Source organism: Micromonospora sp. CA-248260 (assembly GCF_050942205.1).
In the GTDB taxonomy this organism is placed as follows: domain Bacteria; phylum Actinomycetota; class Actinomycetes; order Mycobacteriales; family Micromonosporaceae; genus Micromonospora; species Micromonospora antibiotica.
Genome location: NZ_CP192021.1, coordinates 1,148,743 through 1,171,802, shown reverse-complemented (window position 1 = coordinate 1,171,802; position 23,060 = coordinate 1,148,743). Strand labels below are relative to the sequence as shown.

Sequence of the window (23,060 nt, the reverse complement as noted above, 5' to 3'; positions counted from 1 at the left end):
CAGCCGAGCCCTCCGGGAGGCGGGTGCGGGGCGGGGCCCGGCGGCCGGCACACGGGCACCGGCCGGAACCGCCGGCGGCGAGGGGTGCGGGAGCATCGACCGGGGTGGGGCGTAGCGTGGTGGCATGCCGAAAGCCGTGTGGAACGACCAGGTCGTGGCCGAGAGCGACGACACCGTCCTGGTGGAGGGCAACCACTACTTCCCCCGCAGCACCCTGCGCGACGACCTGATCACCGAGTCGACGACCCAGACGGTCTGCCCGTGGAAGGGCACCGCCTCCTACTACTCCCTCACCGACGGTGACCGGACCAGCCCCGACGCGGTCTGGTACTACCCCGACCCGAAGCCCGAGGCAGAGCAGATCCGCGACCGGGTGGCGTTCTGGAAGGACGTCCGGGTCGTCGACTGATCCCTCTCGGGAGCTGGCCGACTGGCCGTCGGCCCGCCCGGTGGGTCACCATGCCTGCATGGCCGTCCCCGATCCGCACCGCGACCCGTCCGGCACCGTGTACGGCGCCCGGCGGGCCGCCCGCCCCGGTCTGCCCCGTGATCCGCTGATGCGGTTCGCGCTGGCCGCCGGGCTGGCCGGCGTACTGCTGGGGGTCTTCTTCGCCACCGGCGTGCTGGGCGGCGGCGACGGGCGGACCCAGCCGGTGGTGCCGGCCGCCGCTGCGCCGACCCCCGCTTCGCCGGCCACGGCGGCCCCGGAGACCAGCGCACCACCGGCGACCAGCCCGCCGCCCTCGCCGACCCCGCCACCCACCACCCCGGCCACGTTCAGCGGGCCGACCGTGCTGCGGGCGGTCACCTCCGGCCTCTGTGTCGGCACCGACGGCGCGGGTGAGACGGCCACCGCCGAGTTGGCGCCCTGCACCGGTGGCGCGGAGCAGTCGTGGGTCGCCAACCCGGTCGCACCGGACCTGGTGACGCTCACCAACGCCGGGCACGGCCAGTGCCTCGACGTCGAGGGCGGCAGCGGTGACGACGGAGCCAGGATCCAGCAGTTCGGCTGCCACGGGCAGGCCAACCAGCAGTGGCGGCTGACCCCGGTCGGCACCGGCCCGGTCCTGCTGGTCGGCGTCCAGTCCGGCAAGTGCGTGCAGGTCAGGAATGACGGCACCGCGGCCGGCGACGACCTGGTGCAGGCCACCTGCACCGCGTCGGCCGGCCAACAGTGGGCCCTCGGCTGACGGGTGCGACGGGGTGGCCGTAGCCCGGTCGGCGCACCGGACCGACCTCGACCCCGCTGCCCGGCCGGCGGACCGGCGGCAGGCCCGACCGGCGTCGGTCAGCCTCGGTAGCTCCACGCCCCGGCGGGACGGGCCGGCACCAGGAGCGGTGGTGGCAGCGACCGACGTCGGCGCAGCAGCAGCGACAGCACCGCGGCGCCGACCGAGAGCGCCCCCGCCACATACCAGGCCAGCGCGTAATCACCGAGCCGGTCGCGGACCAGACCGGCGCCGGTCGCCGCGACCGCCGCCCCGAACTGGTGCGCGGCGAAGACCCAGCCGAAGACCACCGCCGCCGAGGCGCCGAAGTACTCCCGGCACAGGGCCACCGTCGGCGGCACGGTCGCCACCCAGTCGAGGCCGTAGAAGACGACGAAGACCAGCATGCTCGGCCCGGTGCCGCCGGTGAACAGGCTGGGCAGCAGCAACAGCGACAGACCACGCAGCGCGTAGTAGCCGGCCAGCAGCAGCCGGCTGTCCACCCGGTCGGTGAGCCACCCCGAGGCCACGACGCCGACGATGTCGAAGAGCCCGACCAGGGCGAGCAGACCCGCCGCCGTGGTCTGCGGCATCCCGTGGTCGTGTGCGGCCGGCACGAAGTGGGTGCCGACCAGACCGTTGGTGGTCGCGCCACAGATCGCGAAGCCGCCGGCGAGCAGCCAGAACGGACGGGTCCGGGCGGCGGCGGTGAACGCGCCGACGGCCCGCGCGGCGGCCCCGCCGGCTGCCGGCGGCCGGGGCGTCACCTCGGTCGCGCCGTAGGCGGGCAGGCCGAGGTCCGCCGGGTGTTCCCGCAACCACCACACCACAAGTGGTACGACCGCCAGGGCGGCCCCGGCCACCACCAGTGCCGCCGCCCGCCAGCCGTGGTCGCGGACCAGCACCGCGAGCAGCGGCAGGAAGACCAGTTGACCGGCGGCCCCACCGGCGGTGAGCACCCCGGTCACCAGCCCTCGTCGGGCGACGAACCAGCGTCCGGTGACGGTGGCGACGAACGCCAGCGCCATCGACCCGGTGCCCAGCCCGACCAGGACACCCCAGCAGAGGATCAGCTGCCAGCTCGCCGTGATGAAGACCGTCAGGCCGCTGCCGAGCGCCACCAGTGCCAGCGCGCAGGTCACCACCCGGCGGATGCCGAACCGTTCCATCAGCGCGGCGGCGAACGGCGCGGTCAGGCCGTAGAGCAGCAGGTTGACCGAGACGGCGGCGGAGATGGTGGCCAACGGCCAGCGGAACTCGGCGTGCAGCGGGTGCAGCAGCACCGACGGGGTGGCGCGGAAGCCGGCCGCGCCGACCAGCGCGACGAAGGCGACGGCGGCCACGGTCCAGGCCGGGTGGAGACGACGGGCTCGGGTCACGCTCCGAGTCTCGGGGCCCACCCGACCTGCGACGAGTGGCCGGAAAGCCATCGTACGCAATAATCGGGCCATGACCCTCGTCCCGCACCGGATCGGCGTGCTCGCCCTCGACGGCGTCGTCGGCCTCGACCTGGGCACCCCGGCCCAGGTCTTCGGGGCCGCCTGCACCGCCGACCGGCAACCGCTCTACACCGTCGACACCTGCACCCCCGGCGGCCACCCGGTCCGCAGCTCCTCGGGTTTCCGGGTCCTCCCCGACCACGGGCTCGACCTGCTGACGACCGTCGCCACGGTGGTGGTGCCCGGCCTGCACGGCGGCCCGCCGATGACCGACGGCACCGTCGACCCGGCGGTGACCGTGGCCCTGCGGCAGGCCCACGACCGGGGCGTCCGGATCATGTCGATCTGCACGGGCGCGTTCGCGCTGGCCGCCGCCGGGCTGCTCGACGGGCACCGGGCCACCACCCACTGGGCGCACGTCGAACCGTTCCGCCGGCTGTACCCGCAGGTCGACCTCGACCCGGACGTGCTCTTCATCGACTCCGGCCAGGTGCTCACCTCGGCCGGGGTGGCCGCCGGGATCGACCTCTGCCTGCACGTCATCCGCAGTGACCACGGCAGCGAGGTCGCCAACCGGGCGGCCCGGCGGTGCGTGGTGCCGCCCTGGCGCGACGGCGGCCAGGCCCAGTACATCGAACGACCGGTGCCACGCAGCCCGGCCAGCGGCACGGCGGCCACCCGCGAGTGGGCCCGCCAACAGTTGCACGAGCCGGTCACCCTGCGGGAACTGGCCGCCCATGCCCGGATGAGCGTACGCACCTTCACCCGGCACTTCCGCTCGGAGACCGGGCTCAGCCCGGCACAGTGGCTGCTCCAGCAGCGCACCGACCACGCCCGGCTCCTCCTGGAGACCACCGACCTCACCGTCGACCAGGTGGCCCGTCGGGCGGGCTTCGGCACCACCGCCGCCCTGCGCCAGCACCTGCACACCCGGATCGGCGTCTCCCCCTCGACCTACCGGCGCACCTTCCGCCGCCCCCCACCCTCCGTCGATCATCCGGTGGTGGGGTCCGCCACGACCGCATGACCGACGCGGGGTGGGTGGGGGTCAGCTCGTGTGGCGGGAGCGGAGATAGTCGGAGACCACGTATTCGCCCAGGTCACCCAGGTCGGGGGTGAAGAGGCGACCCCGGGAGCGCTTGGCGACGGCATCCATGAAGCGGCGCAGGCCGGGGTCGTCGCCCAGCAGGAACAGGTTGAGGGTGACACCGGCGCGGGCCAGCCGGTCCACCTCGCGGATGGTCGCCTGGACCGTCTCGGGCAGCGTCGGCCAGTGGAAGTACGCCTCACCGTCGTCCGGGTCGAGATGCGCGGTCGGCTCACCGTCGGTGACCACCAGCACCACCGGCTCGGCCCCCGGATGCCGGCGCAGGTGCCGGCCGGCCAGCCGCAACGCGTGCTGCAGGTTGGTGCCCTGCTCCATGTCCGGCTCCACCGCCGCCAGCTCCCGCTGGGTCAGCGTCACCGCCTCCCGACCGAACCCGACGATCTGCAACGCGTCCTGCGGGAACCGGGTCGCCATCAGGTGCGACAGGGCCAGCGCCGTCTGCTTCATCGGCCCCCACCGCCCCTGCGACACCATCGAGTACGACAGGTCCACGCAGAGCGCCACCGCCGCCGACGCCCGCCGTTCCGTCTCCACCACCTCGAAGTCCTCGACGGCGAGCTGGAGCGGCACGGTGGGGCCGGCCCGGCGGACCGCCCGGGTGAGCGTGCGCACCACGTCCAACGGCTGCTCGTCGCCGTACTCCCACTGCCGGGAGGCGCCGCTGACCTCGCCGGCCGCCCCGGCCGTACGCAGGTCGTGCTGGCCGCGCGGGCCGGCGGTGAGGTCGGCGAAGACCCGGCGCAGCGCGGTCCCGGCCAACCGGCGCAGCGCCTTCGGGCTGAGCGTCAACCCGTCGGCGTCCCGGCCCACCCAGCCCTGCCGGCGCAGCTCCCGCTCCAGCTCCCGCAGCCGGCGTACGTCGTCGGCGGCGTCGCGGCCCAACGTCCGGGCGACCGCCTCGACGTCCACGTCGTCCAGGGTGGCCCCCGGCTGTTGCTGGTCGAGGGAGTCGAGCAGCTCGTCCAGCTCGGCGATCTCGTCCAGCGCCCCCGTCGCCTCGCCGTAGCCGAGCGGCTGGTCGCCCCGGACCCGCTCGCCGCGCTGCCAGTTCAGGTCGGGGCGCAGGGCGCGCAGGTGGGCGTCGAGGGCGGACAGCTCACCGGCGAGCCGGTCACCGAGCGACTGCCGCATCAGCCCGGCCAGCTCCTCGCGCTGCCGGTCGGACAGCGACCGCATCAGCCGCTCACCGGCCGCCGACCGGCGGGCCAGCACGTCGACCAGTTCGTCGACGGTGCCCGGCTGCTCCGGGAAGAACTCGCCGTGCCGGCGCATGAACTCGGCGAACGCGTCGGTGGTGTCCTCCGCACGGGCGTGCCGGGCCAGCAGGTCGTTGAGGTCCCGCATCATCTCGGCGAGCTGCACCTGCACGGCCGGGTCACCGGCGGCCCGCGCGGCGTCGCGCAGCCCGGCGAACCGCTGCTCCAGCACCTCCCCGCGCAGCCCGTCGAGGATCCGCTGGTACACCTGCCGGGCCTCGTCGCTGGTCCACCGGTAGCCGGCCAGCTCCTGCACCGCACGGGCGGTGGACCGGGGCAGGTTGTCCAGCACCGTCTCGGCGAACCGGGCGTCGTCGTCGGTGCGCTCACGCAGCGCGTCCCGCTCCGCCGCGAGGGCCTGGTCGAGCAAAGCCCGGGACCGGGTCACCGCGCCGTCCAGGTCACCCCGGCGCAGCGCCTCCCGGCGCAGCCGGCGGGCCCGGGCGGCCAGGTCGTCCAGGCCGCCCCGGCCCTGCGGGCCACGACGCAGCAGATCCCGCAGCGCCTCCCGCAGACTGCCGCCGGCCAGCACCTCCGCGCCGACGGAGTCCACGGCGGCACGCACGTCGTACGGCGGGGCGAGCGGATCGGGGCCGCCCTGCCACTGGCCGTACCGGAACCGGTTGCCGGCCATCCTCAGCTCCGACCGCCGTAGACGGTACGACCGGAATCGGTGACGTCCTTGCCGAGCCGGCGGGTCAGGTGCAACCCCTCCAGCACGAACTCGACCCCGGCGGCGGCCTGCTCCGGGGTGGGCGCGTCGCCCAGCCCCAACCGGTCCAGCGCCTTGGCCAGCCCCGGCACGGTGCCGACCTGGCGCAGCAGCTCCGCCGAGGAGACCAGCTCACCGGTCTCGATGACCGCCCCCTCGGCGACCAGCGCGGTGAAACCGGAGAGGTCCAACCCGGCCAGCCGGGCCAGGAACGTCTCGGCGGTGGCGGCCCGCAGCAGGTGGGCCAGGACCTCGATCTCCCGCCCCTCCTCGCCACTTTCGAACTCCACCTTGCCGCGCAACGTCGAGGTCACCGACACCGCGTCGCCGACCCGGGCGACCGGCTGCTCGGGCCGTACCGTGGCGTCGCCGGCACCCGACGCGGAGCCGGCGGCCGACGCGCCGGCGGGGCCGGCGAGCAGGCCGGCGCGGCGCAACGCGGCGGCGGCGACCGTCTCGGCGGCGGCGATGGCGAACCGGGCGGAGACGCCGGAGCGCGGGTCCACCGACGGCGACTCGCGCACCGCGCGGGCGAACCGGGCCAGCACCTCCAGCACGTGCTCCGGCACCTCGGCGACCAGGTCGGCCTCCTGGCGGATCAGGGCCAGCTCCAGCTCCAGGTCGACCGGGTAGTGGGTGCGGACCTCCGCACCGAACCGGTCCTTGAGCGGGGTGATGATCCGGCCCCGGTTGGTGTAGTCCTCCGGGTTGGCGCTGGCCACCAGGAACAGGTCCAGCGGCAGCCGCAGCTGGTAGCCGCGGACCTGGATGTCCCGCTCCTCCAGCACGTTGAGCAGCGCCACCTGGATCCGCTCGGCCAGGTCGGGCAGCTCGTTGACGGCGAAGATGCCCCGGTTGGTGCGCGGCACCAAACCGAAGTGGATGGTCTCCGGGTCACCGAGGGTACGACCCTGGGCGATCCGGATCGGGTCGACGTCACCGATCAGGTCACCCACGCTGGTGTCCGGGGTGGCCAGCTTCTCGCCGTACCGCATCGAACGGTGCAGCCAGCCGATCGGCAGGTCGTCGCCGGCCTCGGCGACCGACGCGCGGGAGGCCGGGGTGAGCGGGTGCAACGGGTGCTCGTTGAGCACCGAGCCGGGCAGCACCGGGGTCCACTCGTCGAGCAGCGCCACCAGCGCGCGGATCAGTCGGGTCTTGCCCTGGCCGCGTTCGCCGAGCAGCACCATGTCGTGGCCGGCGAGCAGCGCCCGCTCGACCTCGGGCAGCACGCTGTCGTCGTAGCCGACGATGCCGGGGAAACGGTCCTCGCCGGAGCGCATCCGGGCCAGGAGGTTGTGGCGGAGTTCCTGCTTGACGGTCTGGTACCGGTGTCCGGCGGCGCGCAGTGCGCCGAGGGTGCCCGGCAGGTCGGCGGGCGGGACCGGGAGAGCCTGGTTGGGCGCAGTCACCCGACCCACGCTAGCGCGGTCGGGCCCCCTGTGCCGCCGGCACCGGGATCGCTCTTCCGACATGCCGGCCCGGGCCCGGGCGGCGGGGCTAGGGTCGACGGCGTGACCTACCTCGCCGCTGACGACCGCTACGACCAGCTGACCTACCGCCGCAGTGGGCGCAGTGGCCTGCGACTGCCCGCCATCTCGCTCGGGTTGTGGCACAACTTCGGGCCCGACCGCCCCTTCGCCCGCCAGCGGGACATCGTCTGCCGGGCGTTCGACCTCGGCGTCACCCACTTCGACCTGGCCAACAACTACGGCCCACCGCCCGGCGCGGCGGAGGAGGCGTTCGGGCGGCTGCTCGCCACCGATCTGAAGCCGTACCGCGACGAGCTGGTGGTGTCCAGCAAGGCCGGCTACCTGATGTGGCCCGGCCCGTACGGCGAGTGGGGCTCCCGCAAGTACCTGATCTCCTCGCTGGACCAGTCGCTGCGGCGGATGGGCCTGGACCACGTCGACATCTTCTACTCCCACCGTTTCGACCCGGACACCCCGCTGGAGGAGACGATGGGCGCGTTGGACGCCATCGTCCGGTCCGGTCGGGCGCGCTACGTCGGCGTCTCCAACTACGACTCGGAGCAGACCACGCGGGCCGCCGCGATCCTGCGTGACCTGGGTACGCCCCTGCTGATCAACCAACCGTCGTACTCGATGTTCAACCGGTGGACCGAGGCCGACGGGTTGCTCGACACGCTGGCCGAGGTCGGTGCGGGCTGCATCGCCTACAGTCCGCTGGCCCAGGGGCTGCTCACCGACCGCTACCTCGACGGCATCCCCGCCGACTCCCGGGTGCGCACCAGCGTCTTCCTCGACGAGAACGACGTGACCGAGGAGAAGCTGGCCACGATCCGGGGCCTCGCCGGGATCGCCGGGCGGCGGGGGCAGACGTTGGCCCAGCTCGCGCTCGCCTGGGCGCTGCGTGACCCCCGGATGACCAGCGTGATCATCGGGGCGAGCAGCGTGGCCCAACTGGAGGGCAACATCGCCGCCGTACGCCATCTCGACCTCACCCCCGACGAGCTGACCGAAATCGATCATCTCCTCCCCTGACCCGCCGGGGGATGACCGCCGGGCGAGGCCGGGGGCGACCGTGGTGACGGGGCAGAGACGGACGTCGCGGCGGGACCGCCGCGGATGCCCGGACGAGGCGCGTCGGCTGAAGTAGCGGTATCCCTGCCTGGGGATACCGCTACCTGGGCGACGTTGCGTGGATCATGCGGGCCCGGGTGGCCCGCACGGCGGGCTCACCAGATGCGGCGGCGGCCGGCACGGTGGTTGCGGACGCCACACGGCCGGCCGGGCGGCACGGGAGCCGGTCGGCGCAGCCGGGTCGCCACCGCCGCCACCAGCAGTACGGTCACCACCACCGCCGCGCCCACGACCAGCCGCAGGTTGCCGCCCCCGACCTGGGTCACCGACGCCACCGGCACGCCGGCCTCCTCCCCCGCGCCGCCGGACCCGTCGACGTCCGACGTGGCGTCGGTGGGGGCCACCGGGTCAGGGTCGGCACCGGTCGCCGCAGCGGTCGACGACGGGGTCGGGGCGGTGTCCGTCGGGGTGGCCGCGAGCACCCTGCCCGCCGATCGGAACAGCACGTCCGAGCAGGAATAGTAGGTGTCCGGGGTGTCGGAGTTCTGCCACACCGTGTAGATCAGGTGCCGGCCGGTCAACCCGGCGGGCAACCGCCCCGGAATCTGGTACGACCCGTCCCGCAACGGCGGGTCGGTCACCGACAGGAACGGGATCGTGTCGAGGTCGGCCCAGCGCAGCGGCGTCCGCGGGTCGTACCCGGAGCGGGTGGTGTAGAGCCGGAAGGTGCCCTTGTGCGGGATCGTGCCCCGGTAACGGAACGTGTACCTCGCCCCGGCGGTCAGCTCCGTCGCCGGCCAGTCGGCCCGGGCCAGGTCCAACCCCCGGTAGGCGGAGAGCCCGCCGCTGCACAGCTCACCGTCCGGGATGCGTTCCCGGTCCCGGCCGGCCACGCCGTACACCCGGATGTTGTCCCACTCGCGCAGCGCCGCGCCCGCCGACACCGCGGCCAGGCAGGCCGGCGTGGAGACGTGCGGCCCTTCCGGGCCACAGGCCGCCGAACGGCTCAGCGGGCTGGTCGGAGCGCCGTGCGCGGCGGCGGGAGCCGCCGGGAGCAGCACGGTCACCGCCACGACCGCGAGCGCGGCGAACGTTCGGCGTACGGTCATCTGGTCGACCTCCCGCCCTTGGTACGGATGCGGGCGGGCAAAGGTTCGACGATCCGACGCGTCGTGCCGGCGGCGGGGCCGCGACGGAGACCGGTTCGCTCTACAGTGACCGCACTTCCCGCATCAAGGAGCACACCGTGTCCGAGCCGGAGCCGACGAAAGACTCCCCGGGGGGCAGCCCACCGCCGCCCGGGTCCCCGCCCGCCGACGGGGTGCCCCATCTGCTGACCATGCCCACCGTGGCGGGGATGCCCCCGGCCATCAGGTGGCCCGGTCGGGAGGGTGAGCCCGGGTGGGCCATCCCCGTCCAGATCCCGGACGGCACCCTCGGGTACGCCATCTTCCTGCCGCTGGTGCCGGCAGGCGACGTCACTCCGGTCGCGGTCCCGCCCGCCGTCGCGCCGGCCGACCACGCAGACGGCAACCCCACCGCGCCGCCCGGCGACGAACCGGCCGGTGGGCCGGCTCCCGGTGCGTCGGCTCCCGGTGTGTCGGCTCCCGGTGTGTCGGCGGCGACTGCGTCCGGTGGGTCGGTGGTCGGCGGGCAGGCCAGGTCGGTGACCGTCCCGGCACCACGCACCGCCGCCACCCCGACCGGCAGCACTCCAACCGCCGCCACCACGGCCGGTGGCACCACGGCCGATGGCGCTCCGACCCCACCGACCTCGACGGTTGGCGACCCGCAGCCCGGCACCGGCCAACCCGCGACACCCGCCACCAGCGGGCCCACGCCGCCCGGGGCCGGCCAACCCGCGACGGCCGGCGGCGGCACGGCGACGCCGGGCGCGGCCAGCCAGCCCGCGACGCCCCGCACCGGCGGGACGGCGACCCCGGGCCCGACCGACCCGAGGCCGGCCAGCCCGCGACGCCCCGCACCGGCGGGACGGCGACGGCGGGGCCCGGTTGGCCCGGGACGCCCGGGCCGGCGGCCGGTGGGCGGCCGGCTCCGCACTGGGGTGGCCCACCGACGGGCTGGCACCCGACCTCACCCCCGCCGTCGTTCCTCAGCACCCGGTGGCCCGGCCCCCGGCCCGCCACCGGGTGGGCGGTGCCGGCGGGGGTTCTGGCCGGGGCGTTGGGCGTGGCGTTCTTCGTGCCCCTGAGCCGCACCGGCATCGGCTGGTTCCTCGGCTGGTTGATCCTGACCGTCGGGGTGGTCGCCGCCGTCCGCCGCAGCACCGGGACGCTGACCCGCACCGATCGTCTGATCCGGGGTGGCTGGGCGGCGGGCGCGTTGGCGTTGCTGGCCGTGCTGGCCTTCCGCAACGCCTGGTGGTTGGTGACCTTCTGCGTGCTCGGGGCGCTGGGCTGTGCGACGTTGGCCATCGTGGGCGGAAGACAGGTCCGTTCGATCCTGTTCAGCCTGGTCGCGGCCCCGTTCGCGGCGCTGCGCGGGCTGCCCTGGGTACGCCGGCACGTGAGCACCACCGGCTCCGGCCAGCTGGTGCCCCGGGTCGTCGGATCGGTCGCCGCCACCGCCGTGGTGCTGCTCGTCTTCGGGCTGCTGCTCTCCTCCGCCGACGCCGCCTTCGACCAGGTCCTCGGCGCGATCGTGCCCGAGATCAACGCCGGTACGGTGTTCCGCTGGCTCTTCCTGGCCGTGGTGGGTGGGCTGATCGCGGTCGCCGCCACCTACACCCTGGCCGCCCCGCCGGACCTGTCGACGGTCGACCGGGAGGGTCGACGTCACTGGGGGACCCTGGAGTGGGCGCCGGCCATCGCCGCCCTGACCCTGCTCTTCGTCGGCTTCGTCGCGGTGCAGTTCACCGTGCTCTTCGGCGGGCAGCGGCACGTCCTGCGCACCGCCGGCCTGAGCTACGCCGAGTACGCCCGCAGCGGGTTCTGGCAGCTGACCGTGGTCACGCTGCTGACCGTGGCGGTACTGGGCGGGGTCAGCCGGTGGGCCCGCCGGGAGACCAGGGTCGAACGGGTCCTGCTGCGGGTCCTGCTCGGACTGATCAGCGCGCTCAGCGTGGTGATCGTGGTGTCGGCACTGTCCCGGATGTACACCTACCAGAAGGTCTACAGCTTCACCGGTGAGCGGATCTTCGTGATGGCCTTCGAGCTGCTGCTCGGCGCGGTCTTCCTGATGATCCTGGTGGCGGGGGTGCGGTGGCGGGGCCGGTGGATCCCCGGCGTCACCGTCGGGCTGGCCGTGGTGATGCTGCTCAGCCTGGCCGTGCTCAACCCGGAGGACTACGCGGCCCGCCGCAACATCGCCCGCTACGAACAGACCGGCAAGATCGACGCCTGGTACCTGCGGGCGCTCTCCGCCGACGCCACCCCCGCCCTGGCCAACCTGCCGGACCGGGTCCGCCGCTGCACGCTGAGCTGGATCGACGACGACCTCGCCGAGCCCGACCCGTGGTACGCCTGGAACCTGGGCCGCAGTCGGGCCCGTGCGGAGCTGGACCGGCTGGGCCCCCGCGCGATCGGCGGGCAGAAGGACTGCAAGGCCGCCGACCAGTTCGACCTGCCGAAGACCCGACGCACCCCGCGCTGACCCCCACCCGCTGCCCGGCCCGGTGACGCACCGGCCGGGCAGCGGCGTCAGGTGGGCCCGGCGACGGCGCGGGCGGGCCACCACCGGACTGCCGGCACACGTTTTCCGCCCGCCCAGGCAACCCACGGCCCAGGACACCGCGTGACTATCTCGAATCGGTGATCGGAGGCCTGGATGGGTGATCGCGACACGGCGTTCGCGGCGTACTTCGCGGCGCGGTCGGAGGCGATGCGCGGCACCGCGTACCTGCTCTGCGGCGACTGGCACCGGGCGGAGGACCTGGTGCAGACCGCGTTCACGAAGCTCTACCTGGTCTGGAACCGGGTGTCCCGGCACGAGGTGCTGGACGCCTACGTACGCCAGATCCTGGTCCGGACGTTCCTCGACGAACGGCGGCGCGGCTGGTGGCGGCGGGAACGGGTGGGCGACGAGCAGACCGACCGGCCGACGCCCCCCGAGTCACCGGAGACCCGGTCGCCACCCGGCCGCCGTCGTTGAGTGTGGACGCCGCGCTGCGTTCCGGCCGCCGGGCCCGGGTACGCCGTCGTGCCACCTGGGCCGGCGTCGGGTTGACGGCGGCGCTGCTGGCGGTGGTCGGGGTCGGGGCCATCGGGGCCGTCGGCGCACCCGGCTCCGACGGGTTCACCCCGGGCGTCGGCCCCGTCCCGCCGCCGTCGGTGCACGACACCAAACCGGCCTGGCCGACCGGGCCGGACGGTCGGCCCCAGGAGGACCGGACGGCCCGGGCCGGCACCCGGTACGACCAGGCGGCCCGGCTGCTCGACGACCTCGTCGCGGTGGTGCCGGCCGGCTACACCGTGCCGGCGGACCCGGCGAACCCCCCGGCCGGCCAGCCACTGCTGCGCGACCACCAGGCACAGTTCGACGACAGGGTGGACGGCGTCGAGGTGTGGAGCTACACGTCTTCGCTCACCCTGCAGCAGGGGCAACGGATGGGCCGGTTGCTCGTCGAGGTGCACAGTGCCGGTAACCAACTGCCGACCGAGCCGTGCCCGCTGGCCCGGCAGTTCTGGGGCATGCCGGGCGACTGCGAGGTGGTAACCGTCGGGGCGGCGCAGGTCGGCGTGGTGGTCCGCCCCGGTGACGACGACCGGTTCGACCAGTGGGCGACGTACCGGCATCCGGACGGGGTGGTGGTCTTCGTGGCGCAGTCGCGGCGGCTCGGCGACGGGCAACCGGAACTGGCCGCGCTGCCGTTCACGGTGGATCGACTCGCGGCCCTCGCCGCCGACGACCGGTTCCAGGTGCGCTGACCCGACGTGACCGGGATGAGCGGGTGGCCTGATTGGCGGCGGCCATCCGCAATTCCAGCATCCGTCCGATCATCCGCCCGATCACCGCCGATGGCGCATTTCCCCTGGTAGGACAGTATTCGATCAGCCGGAAAACGGCTGTCAACGGAAACCTCGGAGAAACGCGGGCTGGTTAGCGTTCGCGATCGTTGAACGCTCAACTCGCTCCGAGGAGAATCCTTTGACGGTACGAACATCGAGGAGCATGCGCGTACTCCTCCCGGTGATCGTCGCGATGACCGCCCCGCTGGCCCTGGCGGCACCGGCCGCCGCGGCGTCACCCACCGTGGTCGCACCGCCCCCGGCGTCCACGACCGACCTGCCCGACCCGACGGCCCGTGGCCCTTTCGGCCACCAGGCCGTCCAGGAGGCCAAGTTCGGCCTCGCCCGCATCCAGGAACCGAACTCCTCAGGCGCCGACCCGACGGCCGGGACCGCGCAGGCCCCGGAGCGGATCGAGATCCGGGGCCAGCTTTACACACCGGACTTCACCCGACGCACCGCGCCGTCGCCGGTGCTCGTGCTGGTGCACGGCAACCACGGTTCGTGCGACTCGGGCCAGGACACCGCCCAGCTCACCTGCGCCCAGTTCAAGCACAACGAGAACGGCTACGCCTACCTCGCGGAGAACCTCGCCACCTGGGGTTACACCACGTTCTCGGTGTCCCAGGACCAGCTGATGATGCGGCAGGACGGCAACAAGGGCAAGGGCATGCACAGCCGCCGGATGCTCATCGCCGCCACCCTGGACGCGCTGAGCGCGGCGAACCGCCACGGTGGGCTGCCGGTCGACGCGCACACCACCGTCGGCACCACCCTCGCCGGCCGCCTCGACCTGACCCGCATCGGCCTGATGGGCCACTCGCGCGGTGGTGACGCGGTGTCCAGCTTCATCGACTACAACCGCATCCGCACCGACGGGCCGCGTTACCCGCTGCGTGGGGTGATCTCGCTCGCCCCGGTGGACTACGAGCGCAAGGCCCCGTACGGGATGCCGTACCTGTCGATCCTGCCGATGTGCGACGGTGACGTGTCCAACCTGCAGGGCGCGCGGCTGTTCGAACGCAGCCAGTACGTCAACCCGGGCGACCCGTTCCCCCGCATCCAGGTGGAGCACCTCGGGGCGATCCACAACTGGTACAACACCGTCTGGTACGCCGACGGCGGCGCGGACGGCCAGGCCAACAACGACGCGGCCTGCGGCAACTCGGCCCCGTTCGCGACGAACAACATCCACCCGCACAACCTGCGGCTCAGCGGCGCGGCCAGCTACACCGACCCCGACCTGAACTACGCCATCGACAACTCCGACCCGCTGAACCCGGCCGTGAACACCAAGTTCTCCGGCGATCCGGCCCGGATGGGCGACCAGGAGAAGCTGGGGCTGGCGACGATGGCGGCGTTCTTCAGGCGGTACGTCGGCGGCGAGGGCGCGTTCCAGCCCTACCTGACCGGCGAGCTGGCGAACACCCCGGGTGGCCTCCAGGTGCCGGCGTCGGCCTGCCCGACCAGCCCGTCCGGCACGGCGATCGAATGCAACGAACGGGTCAACACCAGCTACTTCGCCGCCCCGCAGGAACGGGTGGACGTGATCCGGCCCGAGGTGAACAACCCGCTCACCCGCAACGCCCTCGGCGGCACCCTGACCGGCAGCGGCTTCGCCGACCCGTACGCGCAGGCCGCCGGGGTCACCCCGAAACCGGCGAGCACCCCCGGCGGGTACGACTGGTGCAACCCGGAGCCGCAGGACTTCGCCCCGGCGCAGCTCGGGAAGACCGGGTTGCCGACCGCCGCCAAGCCCTGCCCGCTGCCGACGGCGGGCGCGCTCGGCGGGCAGAACGGCACCCGGGAGAACAGCCCGATCAACCACTCCTACGGCCGACAGCTCACCCTCGCCTGGGAGCCGGGCTCGGCCGCGTCGCTGACCGCCGCGATCCCGGCCGCGTCCGCCGACGTACGGCACCTGAAGGCGCTGGCCATGAGCGCCGCCGTCAACTTCTTCGACACCCGCAACCCGGGGGCCGACAACCGGGGCGACAACACCCGGGACACCACCGTCAACGGCACCCCGACGAACCCGGTGTGGCCCAACGAGAAACCCACGTCGTACGACCCGGCCTCGACGACCCAACGGTTCCAGATCGCGCTGCGCGACGCCGCCGGTCACGAGGGGACCGTCGACGCCGGTGACCCCCGCTGGGGCAACGCCCTGCACATGTCGACCGGCACGAACACCCCGAACACCCACATCGTCCTGGACCAGATCCGGGTCCCGCTGGCCGAGTTCGCGGCGCAGGGCGTCGACGTCGGCGCGCTGGCGAAGCTGGAACTCCGGTTCGGGGTGGGCGACCTGCCGAAGTCCGGCTCGATCGAGCTGGCCGACGTACGCTTCCAGGAATCCGACGCGGGGGCGCAGCTCCTGTCGGACGGCGACCGGGCCGACGGCGCGGGTCACGGCCCGTCCGCCCTCGGCGGCCCCGACCCGGCGACCTACCTCGCCGGTTACGACAACACCCCGGGCACCGTCGCGCTCGTCGACCCGGTGGCCAACCCGCAGGGCAACACCACCTGGACTGTCGACGACGACCGCAAGCAGTGCCCGACGGCGGACTTCACCTCGATCCAGCGGGCCGTCGACTTCGCCTCGCCGTGGGACACCATCGTGGTCTGCGCGGGCGTCTACCAGGAGTCGTCGACACCGGTGAACCACGCGTCCAACCCGGTGCAGACCGGTGCCCGCAACGGCCTGACCATCACCAAGCCCCTGAAGATCAAGGGGGCCGGCGCGGACAAGGTCACCATCAAGCCGGACCCGTCGCTGGGCAACCTGGCCGGCGACCAGCCGTACCTGCGTGACGGCGGTGGCAACGTGATCACCGTGTCCCGGCAGTCGCTCGGCTCGACCGACACCAACGAGATGTTCCTCGACCTCTCCGGCGTGACGGTCACCTCCGGCGACGTCTGGGCCGAGGCGGGTATCGCGTTCTTCGGCGCGGCCGGCCGGGTCGCCGACAGCGTCGTCGGCCCGCTGCGGGTCGCGACCACCGACGAGGAACTCGCCGCGCACCCGCACGGCTGGGGCATCGTCAAGACCGGCATCATCCGGGGGGCGGGCACCGGCACCGTCGAGAGCGAGCTGACCGTCACCGGCAGCGTGGTCAGCGGCTACCAGTCCGGGGGCATCCTCTTCGACGGCGCGCGGGGCCGCGACGGCACCCCCGAGACCACCGTCCGCTCCGGCATCCGCCAGCACGGGTACGTGACCGACACCGTGGTCACCGGCGAGCCGAACAGCCGGTTCCCGCAGACCGGCATCGCGTACACCAGCGGGACTGACGGTTTCGTCAACACCAGCCGGATCACCGGGAACTACTTTGCGCCCGCGCCGTCGCGGTCGTACGGCATCCTGCTCACCGACGCCGGCACCGAGACGGCCGGGGCGCTCACCGGCACCCGCAACGTCCTCACCGGCAACGGCTTCGCCGTCTACAACGCCAACGCCGACAACACCGCGGTACGCGAGGGCGCACCGTTCGCGCTGACCGGCAGCTACCTCGGCAGCGGGCAGCCGGTGCCGGGCGGTCCGGCGGTCCCGGCCACCGGCATCGAGGCGATCTCCGGCGTGGACGGCACCGGCAGCGCCACGGTCACCGTCACCAAGCGCCGACCGACCCCGCCACCGGCGGTGCCGACCACGGTGGGTCGGGTCGCCGACGCCGCACCCTCAGCCGAGCTGGCCGACCCGGGACGCGGGGCGGTGTTCCAGGTCGGGTCGACGGTGCACCCGCTGATCCGGGGCACCGACGACTTCGCCATCGCCTCGACGAGCCTGTTCGTCAACGGCACCCTGGTCGGCACCAGCACCACCGCCCCCTACCTGTTCGACTGGACACCGGCGGCGAAGGACGCCGGCAAGCAGGTCAGGTTCCAGGCGATGGTCGTCGACTCGTCCGGGCAGTCGACGCTGTCCAAGCCGGTCGTCGGCACGGTGGATCCGGCGACCCCGGCACCGACCGTACGGATCGGGTCGGTGCAGGCCGACCCCACCTCGGGTACGGCGACGCTCACCGCGACGGTCAACACGGCCGGCACCCTCACCCTCACCGGTGAGAAGGTCAACGCGGTCAGCCGGCAGGTGGCCAAGGCCAACACGGTGACGGTGACCGTGACGGTCGCGCCCGCGTACCGGCAGACGCTGGTCAGGACCGGTCGGCTGGACGTGGCGTTCACCGTCGGGTTCGCCAACGCGGCCGGGCAGAGCCCGGGTGAGACGGTGCAGGTGACCCTGATCAGGTCGTGACGGCCCAGCACTGAGGGGAGGGATCCCGGAGGATCCCTCCCCTCGGCACGTGTACCGGCAGGCCGCGTCGCACCGGGTCTGTCAGTTAGCCGATCGAACCGACGATCTGGTATCTCCTATCTGGATCATACGTACGTCCGGCGGTCGACGCCTGCACCGGTGCGACCCCGCACCTGGTCACCGGCCGGCTGATCTGTAGGGCCAGGAACGGAGCAACGATGGACGCGGACGAGCACAGCGAGGGTCCTTCCAACGCGATAGCCCGCCACTTCCAGAACCTGACCGTGAAGGTCATCCAGGATGGCGTCGGCCCGATCACCGGGTCGATCCCCTACGCGGAGGCCCGCCTCGGCAAGGCCCTCCCGGCCTGCTCGATCGTCGACTCCGACGGGGCGCCCCTGCGTGACAACGCGAGCGAAGCGGCGATCGAGCGGGTGATCGATCGACTGATCAAGGAGTCGGTGGCTGCGGCGTCGACGAACGGGTTCGTCACCGGTCTGGGCGGTTTCGTGGCCATGCCCGTCACCCTCCCCGCGAACATCGCCGGGTCACTGGTGATCAACGCGCGACTCGTCGGGTCGATCGCGTACCTGCGGGGTTACGACATCTCGGACCCGCAATTCCAGACCTTCATCGTTCTCACCACCGCAGGTGGAACGCTGGCAGGCTCGCTCCAAGGGGCGGGAGTCAAGGTCGGGGCGAAGTTGACCGCTCAGATGATCAGGGCGATCCCGATGACCGCCATTCGGAAGATCAACGAACGGGTCGGCTTCATGCTTCTCGCCAAGTACGGCACGCAGCGTTCGGCCATCACCCTGGCCAAGGGCATCCCGATCGCGGGGGGCCTCGTCGGAGCCGGGATGGATGCCGCCCTCACCGCTCTGGTGGGCCGCGCGGCCAAGGCCAACTTCCCGGCGTCCATCTGAGCCGCAGGGTTACAGCGCGACCAGGCCGACGAGAAGAGCGCGCCTGCCCTACCGCCCAGAACGGTCGATCCGCCGGAGCGGGGCTGCGGCCAGAACGGATCTGGCCGCCAACGCCGCAGGGGTAACTTCCGGGTTCAGGGTGCAGGTCAGCTCGTGGTGTCGGCCTTGAGGCCGGTCAGGAAGCTGGCCCAGGAGCGGCCGTCGAAGGCGAGCACCGGGCCGGTGCGGTCCTTGGTGTCGCGGACGTCCACCGCGCCATCGACGAACCGCACCTCGACGCAGGCCGCGTTGTTCGCGCTGCGGGAGGACTTGAACCAGCCACGATCGGGGGTGGGGAGAGCGGTCATCACGTCATCTCCTGGCGATCCGCCGGATCAACTCCAGCGATTCCGCCGAGTTTAACGCCCGCTCGCGTGCCTCGGCGAAGGTGACGACGTAGTCCGCGACCCGGCTGGACTGAGCCTGCCGCCAGGTACAGCCGGCACTCCCTCAGATGTTGGACCCGTCCGGCGGCAGGCCGGACGGCGGCTGGGGCGATCCGCCCCGGCCGTCGAACTGCGGGCAGGACATCCCCAGGGTGTACGCGGTCATCGACAACGAGCCGTAGGCGTAACCGTCCACAAGAATTCCGGTGTCAGGCGCGTCCGTGGCAGCGGCGAGACCCGCGAGGTACAACGCGGGAATGAAGTGATCAGGCGTCGGCACCGCCCGGCGGAAGTCCCCGTGGGCGTCGAGAGTCGCGTACTCGCCCGGGTCGGTCAGCATCCGGGAGGTGGCGTCCTCGTCGAAGCGCCGCGCCCAGTCGAACCCGTCGTCAGTCAGCGCCCAGTCCATGCTACCCAGGTTGTGCACCACGTTGCCGCTCGCCACGATCAGCACACCACGCCGGCGCAGTGGAGCGAGCCTGGCACCCAGTTGAAGGTGGTAGTCAAACGACTTGTCCGCGTTGATGCTGAGCTGGACGACGGGAATCGTCGCCTCAGGAAAGGCGTGCATCAGCACCGACCAGGTGCCATGGTCGATGCCCCAGCTGTCGACGTCGGCCCCGACCCAGGTCGGATGGACGACGTCACTGACCTCCTCGGCCAGTTCGGGCAGCCCTGGAGCCGGGTACTGCACCTCGAACAACTCCCGGGGGAACCCGTAGAAGTCGTGAATGGTCCTCGGCCGGGGCATCGCGGTGACGGCCGTGGCATTGATGTACCAGTGAGCACTCACCACCAGGATCGCGCGTGGACGCGGCACCGCGGCGCCGAAGGCTTTCCACGCCGAGGTGTACCGGTTGACCTCGAGAGCGTTCATCGGGTTGCCGTGGCCCAGGAACGCCGCGGGCATCACGACCTCCGGGGCGGGTGGTACGTCTGAAGACACGTGAGCTTCCCTCCGGGCGGACCGGTTCGTACGGCGCGGGCTGCCGGCCCTGAATCTCACGATAGTGCCACCGCGCGTCAGCTCCGGCCCGAAGCACGCTCCTCGCGGATCACAGATCGGGTTACGTCGAGGGCTGCGGATCGAGATACTGTCCCTCAAGCGCGGCTGCCGAGGGAGCCGCAGACGGTCACCTGTCCGGGCCCGGCCACGACCAGCCTCTCCCCCGAAGTCGACTACCGATCGAAGGCGGTACGCGTGCCTCTTACCAGCGTGGTGGTTGGCGTCGACGGTTCGATGGGATCCGACCGCGCACTGGTCTGGGCGCTCGCGGAAGGCCGCATACGGGATCTGCCCGTACGGGCGATCAACGTCTGGCAACCGAGCGGCGCACCCCTGGAGGTCGAGCGGATCGCGGCCCTGCACTCCGTGGCCGACCTCCGGGCCGGTCTCCTTCGGGACGTCACGTCCAGCGTGGATGCGGTGATCGCACGAGAAGGCGCGGCGGACGTCGCGACGACCTCGCATGTCGTCTACGGCCACCCCGTCAGGGAACTGACCCGGGCGGCGGGCGGCGATTCCGTCCTTGTCGTGGGTTCACGCGGACACGGCAGCACCACCGGTTCGCTGTTCGGCTCCGTCAGCCAGGGCTGCGTCCAGTACGCGACCGGCACGGTGATCGTCGTCCCCGCGCCGGAGCCGAGGCCCGAAGCGGGACGCGTGGTCGTCGGGGTCGACGGATCACCCCAGTCGGTACGTGCACTGCGGTTCGCCGATGACGAGGCCCGCCGGCGTCATGCTTCGTTGCAGGTCGTACATGCCTGGTCCCGGCCCTACCTCGGATTCGCCGGAGGTCCGGGGGGCCTCCGGGAGGAGGCTGTCGACGAGATCGCCGTCCAGGCGGCGGAGACGCTGCAGGACAGCATGCGACGCGGCGCAGTCGATGCCATGCGTACCGACGTCGAGATCCGGCTGGTCGAAGGTTCCCCCGCCCCGGCGCTGCTGGAGGCCGCCGACGACGCGGATCTGGTGGTCGTCGGATCGCGCGGGTACGGGGGGTGGAAGGGACTTCTGATGGGTTCGGTGTCGACCCGGTGCGTGGTCAGCTCCCCCTGTCCGGTAGCCGTGATCCGTAGCCATGCGGACGAGGACGACACGTAGCGACCGGCCCCGGTCGGGAACGGTGACCGATCGCCGACGACCCGGCTGCCCGGTGTCCACGCGCCCGGCAGGGTGTGCCGTGCGAGGCTGAGGTGAGAACCCGCCGGACGGCGGGCGGAAACGAATCAGCGACCCGGTCGATGATCACTCGACCAGGTCGCTGACCTGACACTTCAAGGGTGGAGCCGAGGGGACTCGAACCCCTGACCCCCACACTGCCAGTGTGGTGCGCTACCAGCTGCGCCACGGCCCCTTGCGGTCGTCCCGGTCGCCCGGGCACGGAGAGAACTATACACACGACGCCCGGCATGGTCATCTCACGGGGGTACCCCCCGGACCGGCCCCGGGAGCGCCCGACGGATCAGTTCAACGCCACGTCCGGCGGGAAGTGCGCGACCGCCGCCATCATGCCGCCCTGCCTGCGCAGCACCATCGGCCAGAGGTCGTCCGGACGGTCGACGAAGGCGTCGCCGGGCAGCGCGTCGAGCACGAACCAGGACCCGTCCTCGATCTCCTGCTCCAACTGCCCGGAGCCCCAACCGGAGTAGCCGGCGAAGACCCGGATGCCGCCGATGCTGTCCCGCATCCGCTCCGGGTCGGCCGACAGGTCGACGGTGCCCACCGCGCCGGAGATCGGCTGGAAACCCTTCAACCGCCGCATCGGGTGCCGCATCCGGGCCAGGCAGATCGCCGACTCCGGCTGCACCGGGCCGCCCTCGAAGAGCACCGCCGGGTGGCGGGCGAGGTCGCTCCACTCACCGAGGACGTCCGCGACGGCGACCTCGGTGGCCCGGTTGAGCACCACCCCGAGCGCGCCGTTGGCCTCGTGGGCGACCAACAGCACCACCGTACGATCGAAGTTCGGGTCCTTGAGCGCCGGTGTCGCGACCAGCAGCCGCCCGGTCATCGACTCCACGGCACGACCGCTGATCGCCGGTCCCTCCCCCTGCATCTCGGACATCGTCAGCCGCGCACCGGGTCCGACAACCGGGCACCACCGACCATCCGTGCTGTCACCGCCATGTCTGGCACCATAGCCTGCACCCGGTGCGGTGGCTAAGGTCTGACCGACAGGTGATCGAAGGCGGTCGAGGGAGGATCGATGGGTCCGACGGCGGACATCGCGGTGATCGGTGGTTCAGGGCTGTACGCGCTGCTCGACGACGCGACAGAACACCAGGTGGAGACCCCGTACGGCGCCCCTTCGGACGTGGTCACGATCGCGTCGGTGGGCGGTCGACCGGTGGCCTTCCTGCCCCGGCACGGGCGTGACCACCGCCACCCACCGCACCTGATCCCGTACCGGGCGAACCTGTGGGCGCTGCGGTCCCTCGGGGTCCGCCAGGTCCTCGCCCCGTGTGCCGTCGGCGGGCTCCGCCCCGAGCTGGGCCCCGGCACCTTCGTGGTGCCCGACCAGCTGATCGACCGCACCAGCGGCCGGGTGCAGACCTACTACGACCAGGGCGCGGTGCACGTCGCGTTCGGTGACCCGTACTGCCCGGTGGGGCGGCGTACCCTGCTCGGCGCGGCGGCCGGGCGGGACGTGCCGGCGGTGGACGGCGGCACGGTGGTGGTGGTCGAGGGGCCCCGCTTCTCCACCCGTGCGGAATCCCGCTGGTACGCCTCGATGGGTGGCACGGTGGTCAACATGACCGGCCACCCGGAGGCCGTGCTCGCCCGCGAACTCGCCCTCTGCTACACCTCCATCGCGCTGGTCACCGACCTGGACGCCGGGGTGGAGGCGGGCGACTCGGTCACCCAGGAGGAGGTCTTCCGGGTCTTCGGGGAGAACACCGACCGGTTGCGGGGCGTACTGCTGGACGCGGTGGCCGCCCTGCCCGCCGACCGCGACTGCCCCTGCGGGCACGCGCTGGACGGCATCAGCACCCCGTTCCCCCTCCCCTGAGCCGTTCCCGCACCCCCACCGCTTCCCGCCCCCACCGCTTCCCGCGACCGCACCGCAACCGCGCCCCCACCACGCCGCGCCGCCACCCCGGCCGGCCGGGCGCTCGGGCACCCGCCGACGCGACGACGCGCTGCCCCTGTGGCTGTGCCGCCACCATGGCGGCACAGCCACAGGGGCGATAGCCGGCAAAGCACCCGAACCACCGCCT

The 23,060-nt window shown here is 72.8% G+C and carries 18 protein-coding genes and 1 tRNA gene; 11 read left to right on the top strand and 8 right to left on the bottom strand.

Translation table 11 applies throughout. From position 1 onward, the window contains the following. Positions 1-124: 124 nt before the first annotated feature. Positions 125-409, top strand: coding sequence for a DUF427 domain-containing protein (locus ACQP2H_RS05475; RefSeq protein WP_219467507.1), 285 nt, complete (start codon positions 125-127; stop codon positions 407-409). A gap of 58 nt (positions 410-467) precedes the next feature. Then, positions 468-1,190 (top strand): RICIN domain-containing protein, encoded by a 723-nt coding sequence (locus tag ACQP2H_RS05470; RefSeq protein WP_433231395.1) that lies wholly within the window; start codon positions 468-470, stop codon positions 1,188-1,190. A 98-nt stretch (positions 1,191-1,288) separates the two neighbouring features. On the opposite strand, the gene ACQP2H_RS05465 is transcribed toward ACQP2H_RS05470, so the two are convergent. Then, a complete protein-coding gene (locus ACQP2H_RS05465; protein WP_433231393.1) occupies positions 1,289-2,587 on the bottom strand; it encodes an MFS transporter in 1,299 nt (432 codons plus the stop codon). Between the two features lie 70 nt (positions 2,588-2,657). Here ACQP2H_RS05465 and ACQP2H_RS05460 point away from each other — a divergent pair, with 70 nt between their 5' ends. Further along, a complete protein-coding gene (locus ACQP2H_RS05460; protein WP_357534815.1) occupies positions 2,658-3,674 on the top strand; it encodes a GlxA family transcriptional regulator in 1,017 nt (338 codons plus the stop codon). A 21-nt stretch (positions 3,675-3,695) separates the two neighbouring features. Here ACQP2H_RS05460 and ACQP2H_RS05455 read toward each other — a convergent pair whose 3' ends face one another. Next, on the bottom strand, positions 3,696-5,645 hold the full coding sequence (locus ACQP2H_RS05455; protein WP_219467496.1) for a VWA domain-containing protein: 1,950 nt from the start codon (positions 5,643-5,645) through the stop codon (positions 3,696-3,698). Between the two features lie 2 nt (positions 5,646-5,647). Then, complete coding sequence (locus ACQP2H_RS05450; protein ID WP_208569658.1) at positions 5,648-7,144, bottom strand: magnesium chelatase; 1,497 nt, start codon at positions 7,142-7,144, stop codon at positions 5,648-5,650. 93 nt (positions 7,145-7,237) lie between these two features. Between ACQP2H_RS05450 and ACQP2H_RS05445 the strand changes: the two genes are divergently transcribed. After that, the gene (locus ACQP2H_RS05445; RefSeq protein ID WP_219467494.1) at positions 7,238-8,227 is read left to right on the top strand and encodes an aldo/keto reductase; all 990 of its coding nucleotides are present in this window, start codon (positions 7,238-7,240) and stop codon (positions 8,225-8,227) included. 194 nt (positions 8,228-8,421) lie between these two features. Here ACQP2H_RS05445 and ACQP2H_RS05440 read toward each other — a convergent pair whose 3' ends face one another. Next, positions 8,422-9,375 carry a lytic polysaccharide monooxygenase auxiliary activity family 9 protein gene (locus ACQP2H_RS05440; RefSeq protein WP_219467491.1) on the bottom strand — a complete coding sequence of 318 codons (954 nt, stop codon included), beginning with the start codon at positions 9,373-9,375 and terminating at the stop codon, positions 8,422-8,424. Positions 9,376-10,423: 1,048 nt separating this feature from the next. Here ACQP2H_RS05440 and ACQP2H_RS05435 point away from each other — a divergent pair. The 5 genes from ACQP2H_RS05435 to ACQP2H_RS05415 all read left to right on the top strand — a co-directional run bounded on the left by ACQP2H_RS05435 (position 10,424) and on the right by ACQP2H_RS05415 (position 18,417). Next, the gene (locus ACQP2H_RS05435) at positions 10,424-11,878 is read left to right on the top strand and encodes a DUF4153 domain-containing protein (protein ID WP_433231388.1); all 1,455 of its coding nucleotides are present in this window, start codon (positions 10,424-10,426) and stop codon (positions 11,876-11,878) included. Positions 11,879-12,052: 174 nt separating this feature from the next. Beyond that, on the top strand, positions 12,053-12,376 hold the full coding sequence (locus tag ACQP2H_RS05430) for a sigma factor (RefSeq protein WP_255597899.1): 324 nt from the start codon (positions 12,053-12,055) through the stop codon (positions 12,374-12,376). Positions 12,377-12,378: 2 nt separating this feature from the next. Next, a complete protein-coding gene (locus tag ACQP2H_RS05425; protein ID WP_433233452.1) occupies positions 12,379-13,152 on the top strand; it encodes a hypothetical protein in 774 nt (257 codons plus the stop codon). Between the two features lie 244 nt (positions 13,153-13,396). Continuing rightward, positions 13,397-17,491 carry an Ig-like domain-containing protein gene (locus ACQP2H_RS05420; protein ID WP_433231384.1) on the top strand — a complete coding sequence of 1,365 codons (4,095 nt, stop codon included), beginning with the start codon at positions 13,397-13,399 and terminating at the stop codon, positions 17,489-17,491. 218 nt (positions 17,492-17,709) lie between these two features. After that, positions 17,710-18,417 carry an EcsC family protein gene (locus ACQP2H_RS05415; protein WP_357534826.1) on the top strand — a complete coding sequence of 236 codons (708 nt, stop codon included), beginning with the start codon at positions 17,710-17,712 and terminating at the stop codon, positions 18,415-18,417. Between the two features lie 146 nt (positions 18,418-18,563). Here the strand turns inward: ACQP2H_RS05415 and ACQP2H_RS05410 are convergent, their stop codons facing one another. Beyond that, on the bottom strand, positions 18,564-18,764 hold the full coding sequence (locus ACQP2H_RS05410; RefSeq protein ID WP_219467478.1) for a DUF397 domain-containing protein: 201 nt from the start codon (positions 18,762-18,764) through the stop codon (positions 18,564-18,566). Between the two features lie 142 nt (positions 18,765-18,906). Beyond that, positions 18,907-19,788, bottom strand: a complete 882-nt coding sequence (gene ygiD, locus ACQP2H_RS05405) for a 4,5-DOPA dioxygenase extradiol (protein ID WP_433231381.1) — start codon at positions 19,786-19,788, stop codon at positions 18,907-18,909. 255 nt (positions 19,789-20,043) lie between these two features. Here ygiD and ACQP2H_RS05400 point away from each other — a divergent pair, with 255 nt between their 5' ends. Continuing rightward, a complete protein-coding gene (locus ACQP2H_RS05400) occupies positions 20,044-20,946 on the top strand; it encodes a universal stress protein (RefSeq protein WP_219467475.1) in 903 nt (300 codons plus the stop codon). Positions 20,947-21,126: 180 nt separating this feature from the next. On the opposite strand, the gene ACQP2H_RS05395 is transcribed toward ACQP2H_RS05400, so the two are convergent. Both ACQP2H_RS05395 and ACQP2H_RS05390 read right to left on the bottom strand, forming a co-directional pair. Further along, positions 21,127-21,199, bottom strand: a tRNA-Ala gene (locus ACQP2H_RS05395). Positions 21,200-21,307: 108 nt separating this feature from the next. Beyond that, entirely contained in the window at positions 21,308-21,898 is a 591-nt protein-coding gene (locus ACQP2H_RS05390) for a YqgE/AlgH family protein (protein WP_208569670.1), read from the bottom strand. A gap of 150 nt (positions 21,899-22,048) precedes the next feature. Between ACQP2H_RS05390 and ACQP2H_RS05385 the strand changes: the two genes are divergently transcribed. Then, positions 22,049-22,852 (top strand): S-methyl-5'-thioadenosine phosphorylase, encoded by an 804-nt coding sequence (locus ACQP2H_RS05385; RefSeq protein ID WP_208569671.1) that lies wholly within the window; start codon positions 22,049-22,051, stop codon positions 22,850-22,852. Positions 22,853-23,060: the final 208 nt, after the last annotated feature.

Coding starts and splice junctions, on each gene's coding strand:
- ACQP2H_RS05440 (WP_219467491.1), bottom strand. CDS start 9,375: ATGACCGTACGCCGAACGTTCGCCGCGCTCGCGGTCGTGGCGGTGACC.
- ACQP2H_RS05470 (WP_433231395.1), top strand. CDS start 468: ATGGCCGTCCCCGATCCGCACCGCGACCCGTCCGGCACCGTGTACGGC.
- ACQP2H_RS05385 (WP_208569671.1), top strand. CDS start 22,049: ATGGGTCCGACGGCGGACATCGCGGTGATCGGTGGTTCAGGGCTGTAC.
- ACQP2H_RS05430 (WP_255597899.1), top strand. CDS start 12,053: ATGGGTGATCGCGACACGGCGTTCGCGGCGTACTTCGCGGCGCGGTCG.
- ACQP2H_RS05415 (WP_357534826.1), top strand. CDS start 17,710: ATGGACGCGGACGAGCACAGCGAGGGTCCTTCCAACGCGATAGCCCGC.
- ACQP2H_RS05410 (WP_219467478.1), bottom strand. CDS start 18,764: ATGACCGCTCTCCCCACCCCCGATCGTGGCTGGTTCAAGTCCTCCCGC.
- ACQP2H_RS05455 (WP_219467496.1), bottom strand. CDS start 5,645: ATGGCCGGCAACCGGTTCCGGTACGGCCAGTGGCAGGGCGGCCCCGAT.
- ACQP2H_RS05475 (WP_219467507.1), top strand. CDS start 125: ATGCCGAAAGCCGTGTGGAACGACCAGGTCGTGGCCGAGAGCGACGAC.
- ACQP2H_RS05460 (WP_357534815.1), top strand. CDS start 2,658: ATGACCCTCGTCCCGCACCGGATCGGCGTGCTCGCCCTCGACGGCGTC.
- ACQP2H_RS05390 (WP_208569670.1), bottom strand. CDS start 21,898: ATGCAGGGGGAGGGACCGGCGATCAGCGGTCGTGCCGTGGAGTCGATG.
- ACQP2H_RS05420 (WP_433231384.1), top strand. CDS start 13,397: ATGCGCGTACTCCTCCCGGTGATCGTCGCGATGACCGCCCCGCTGGCC.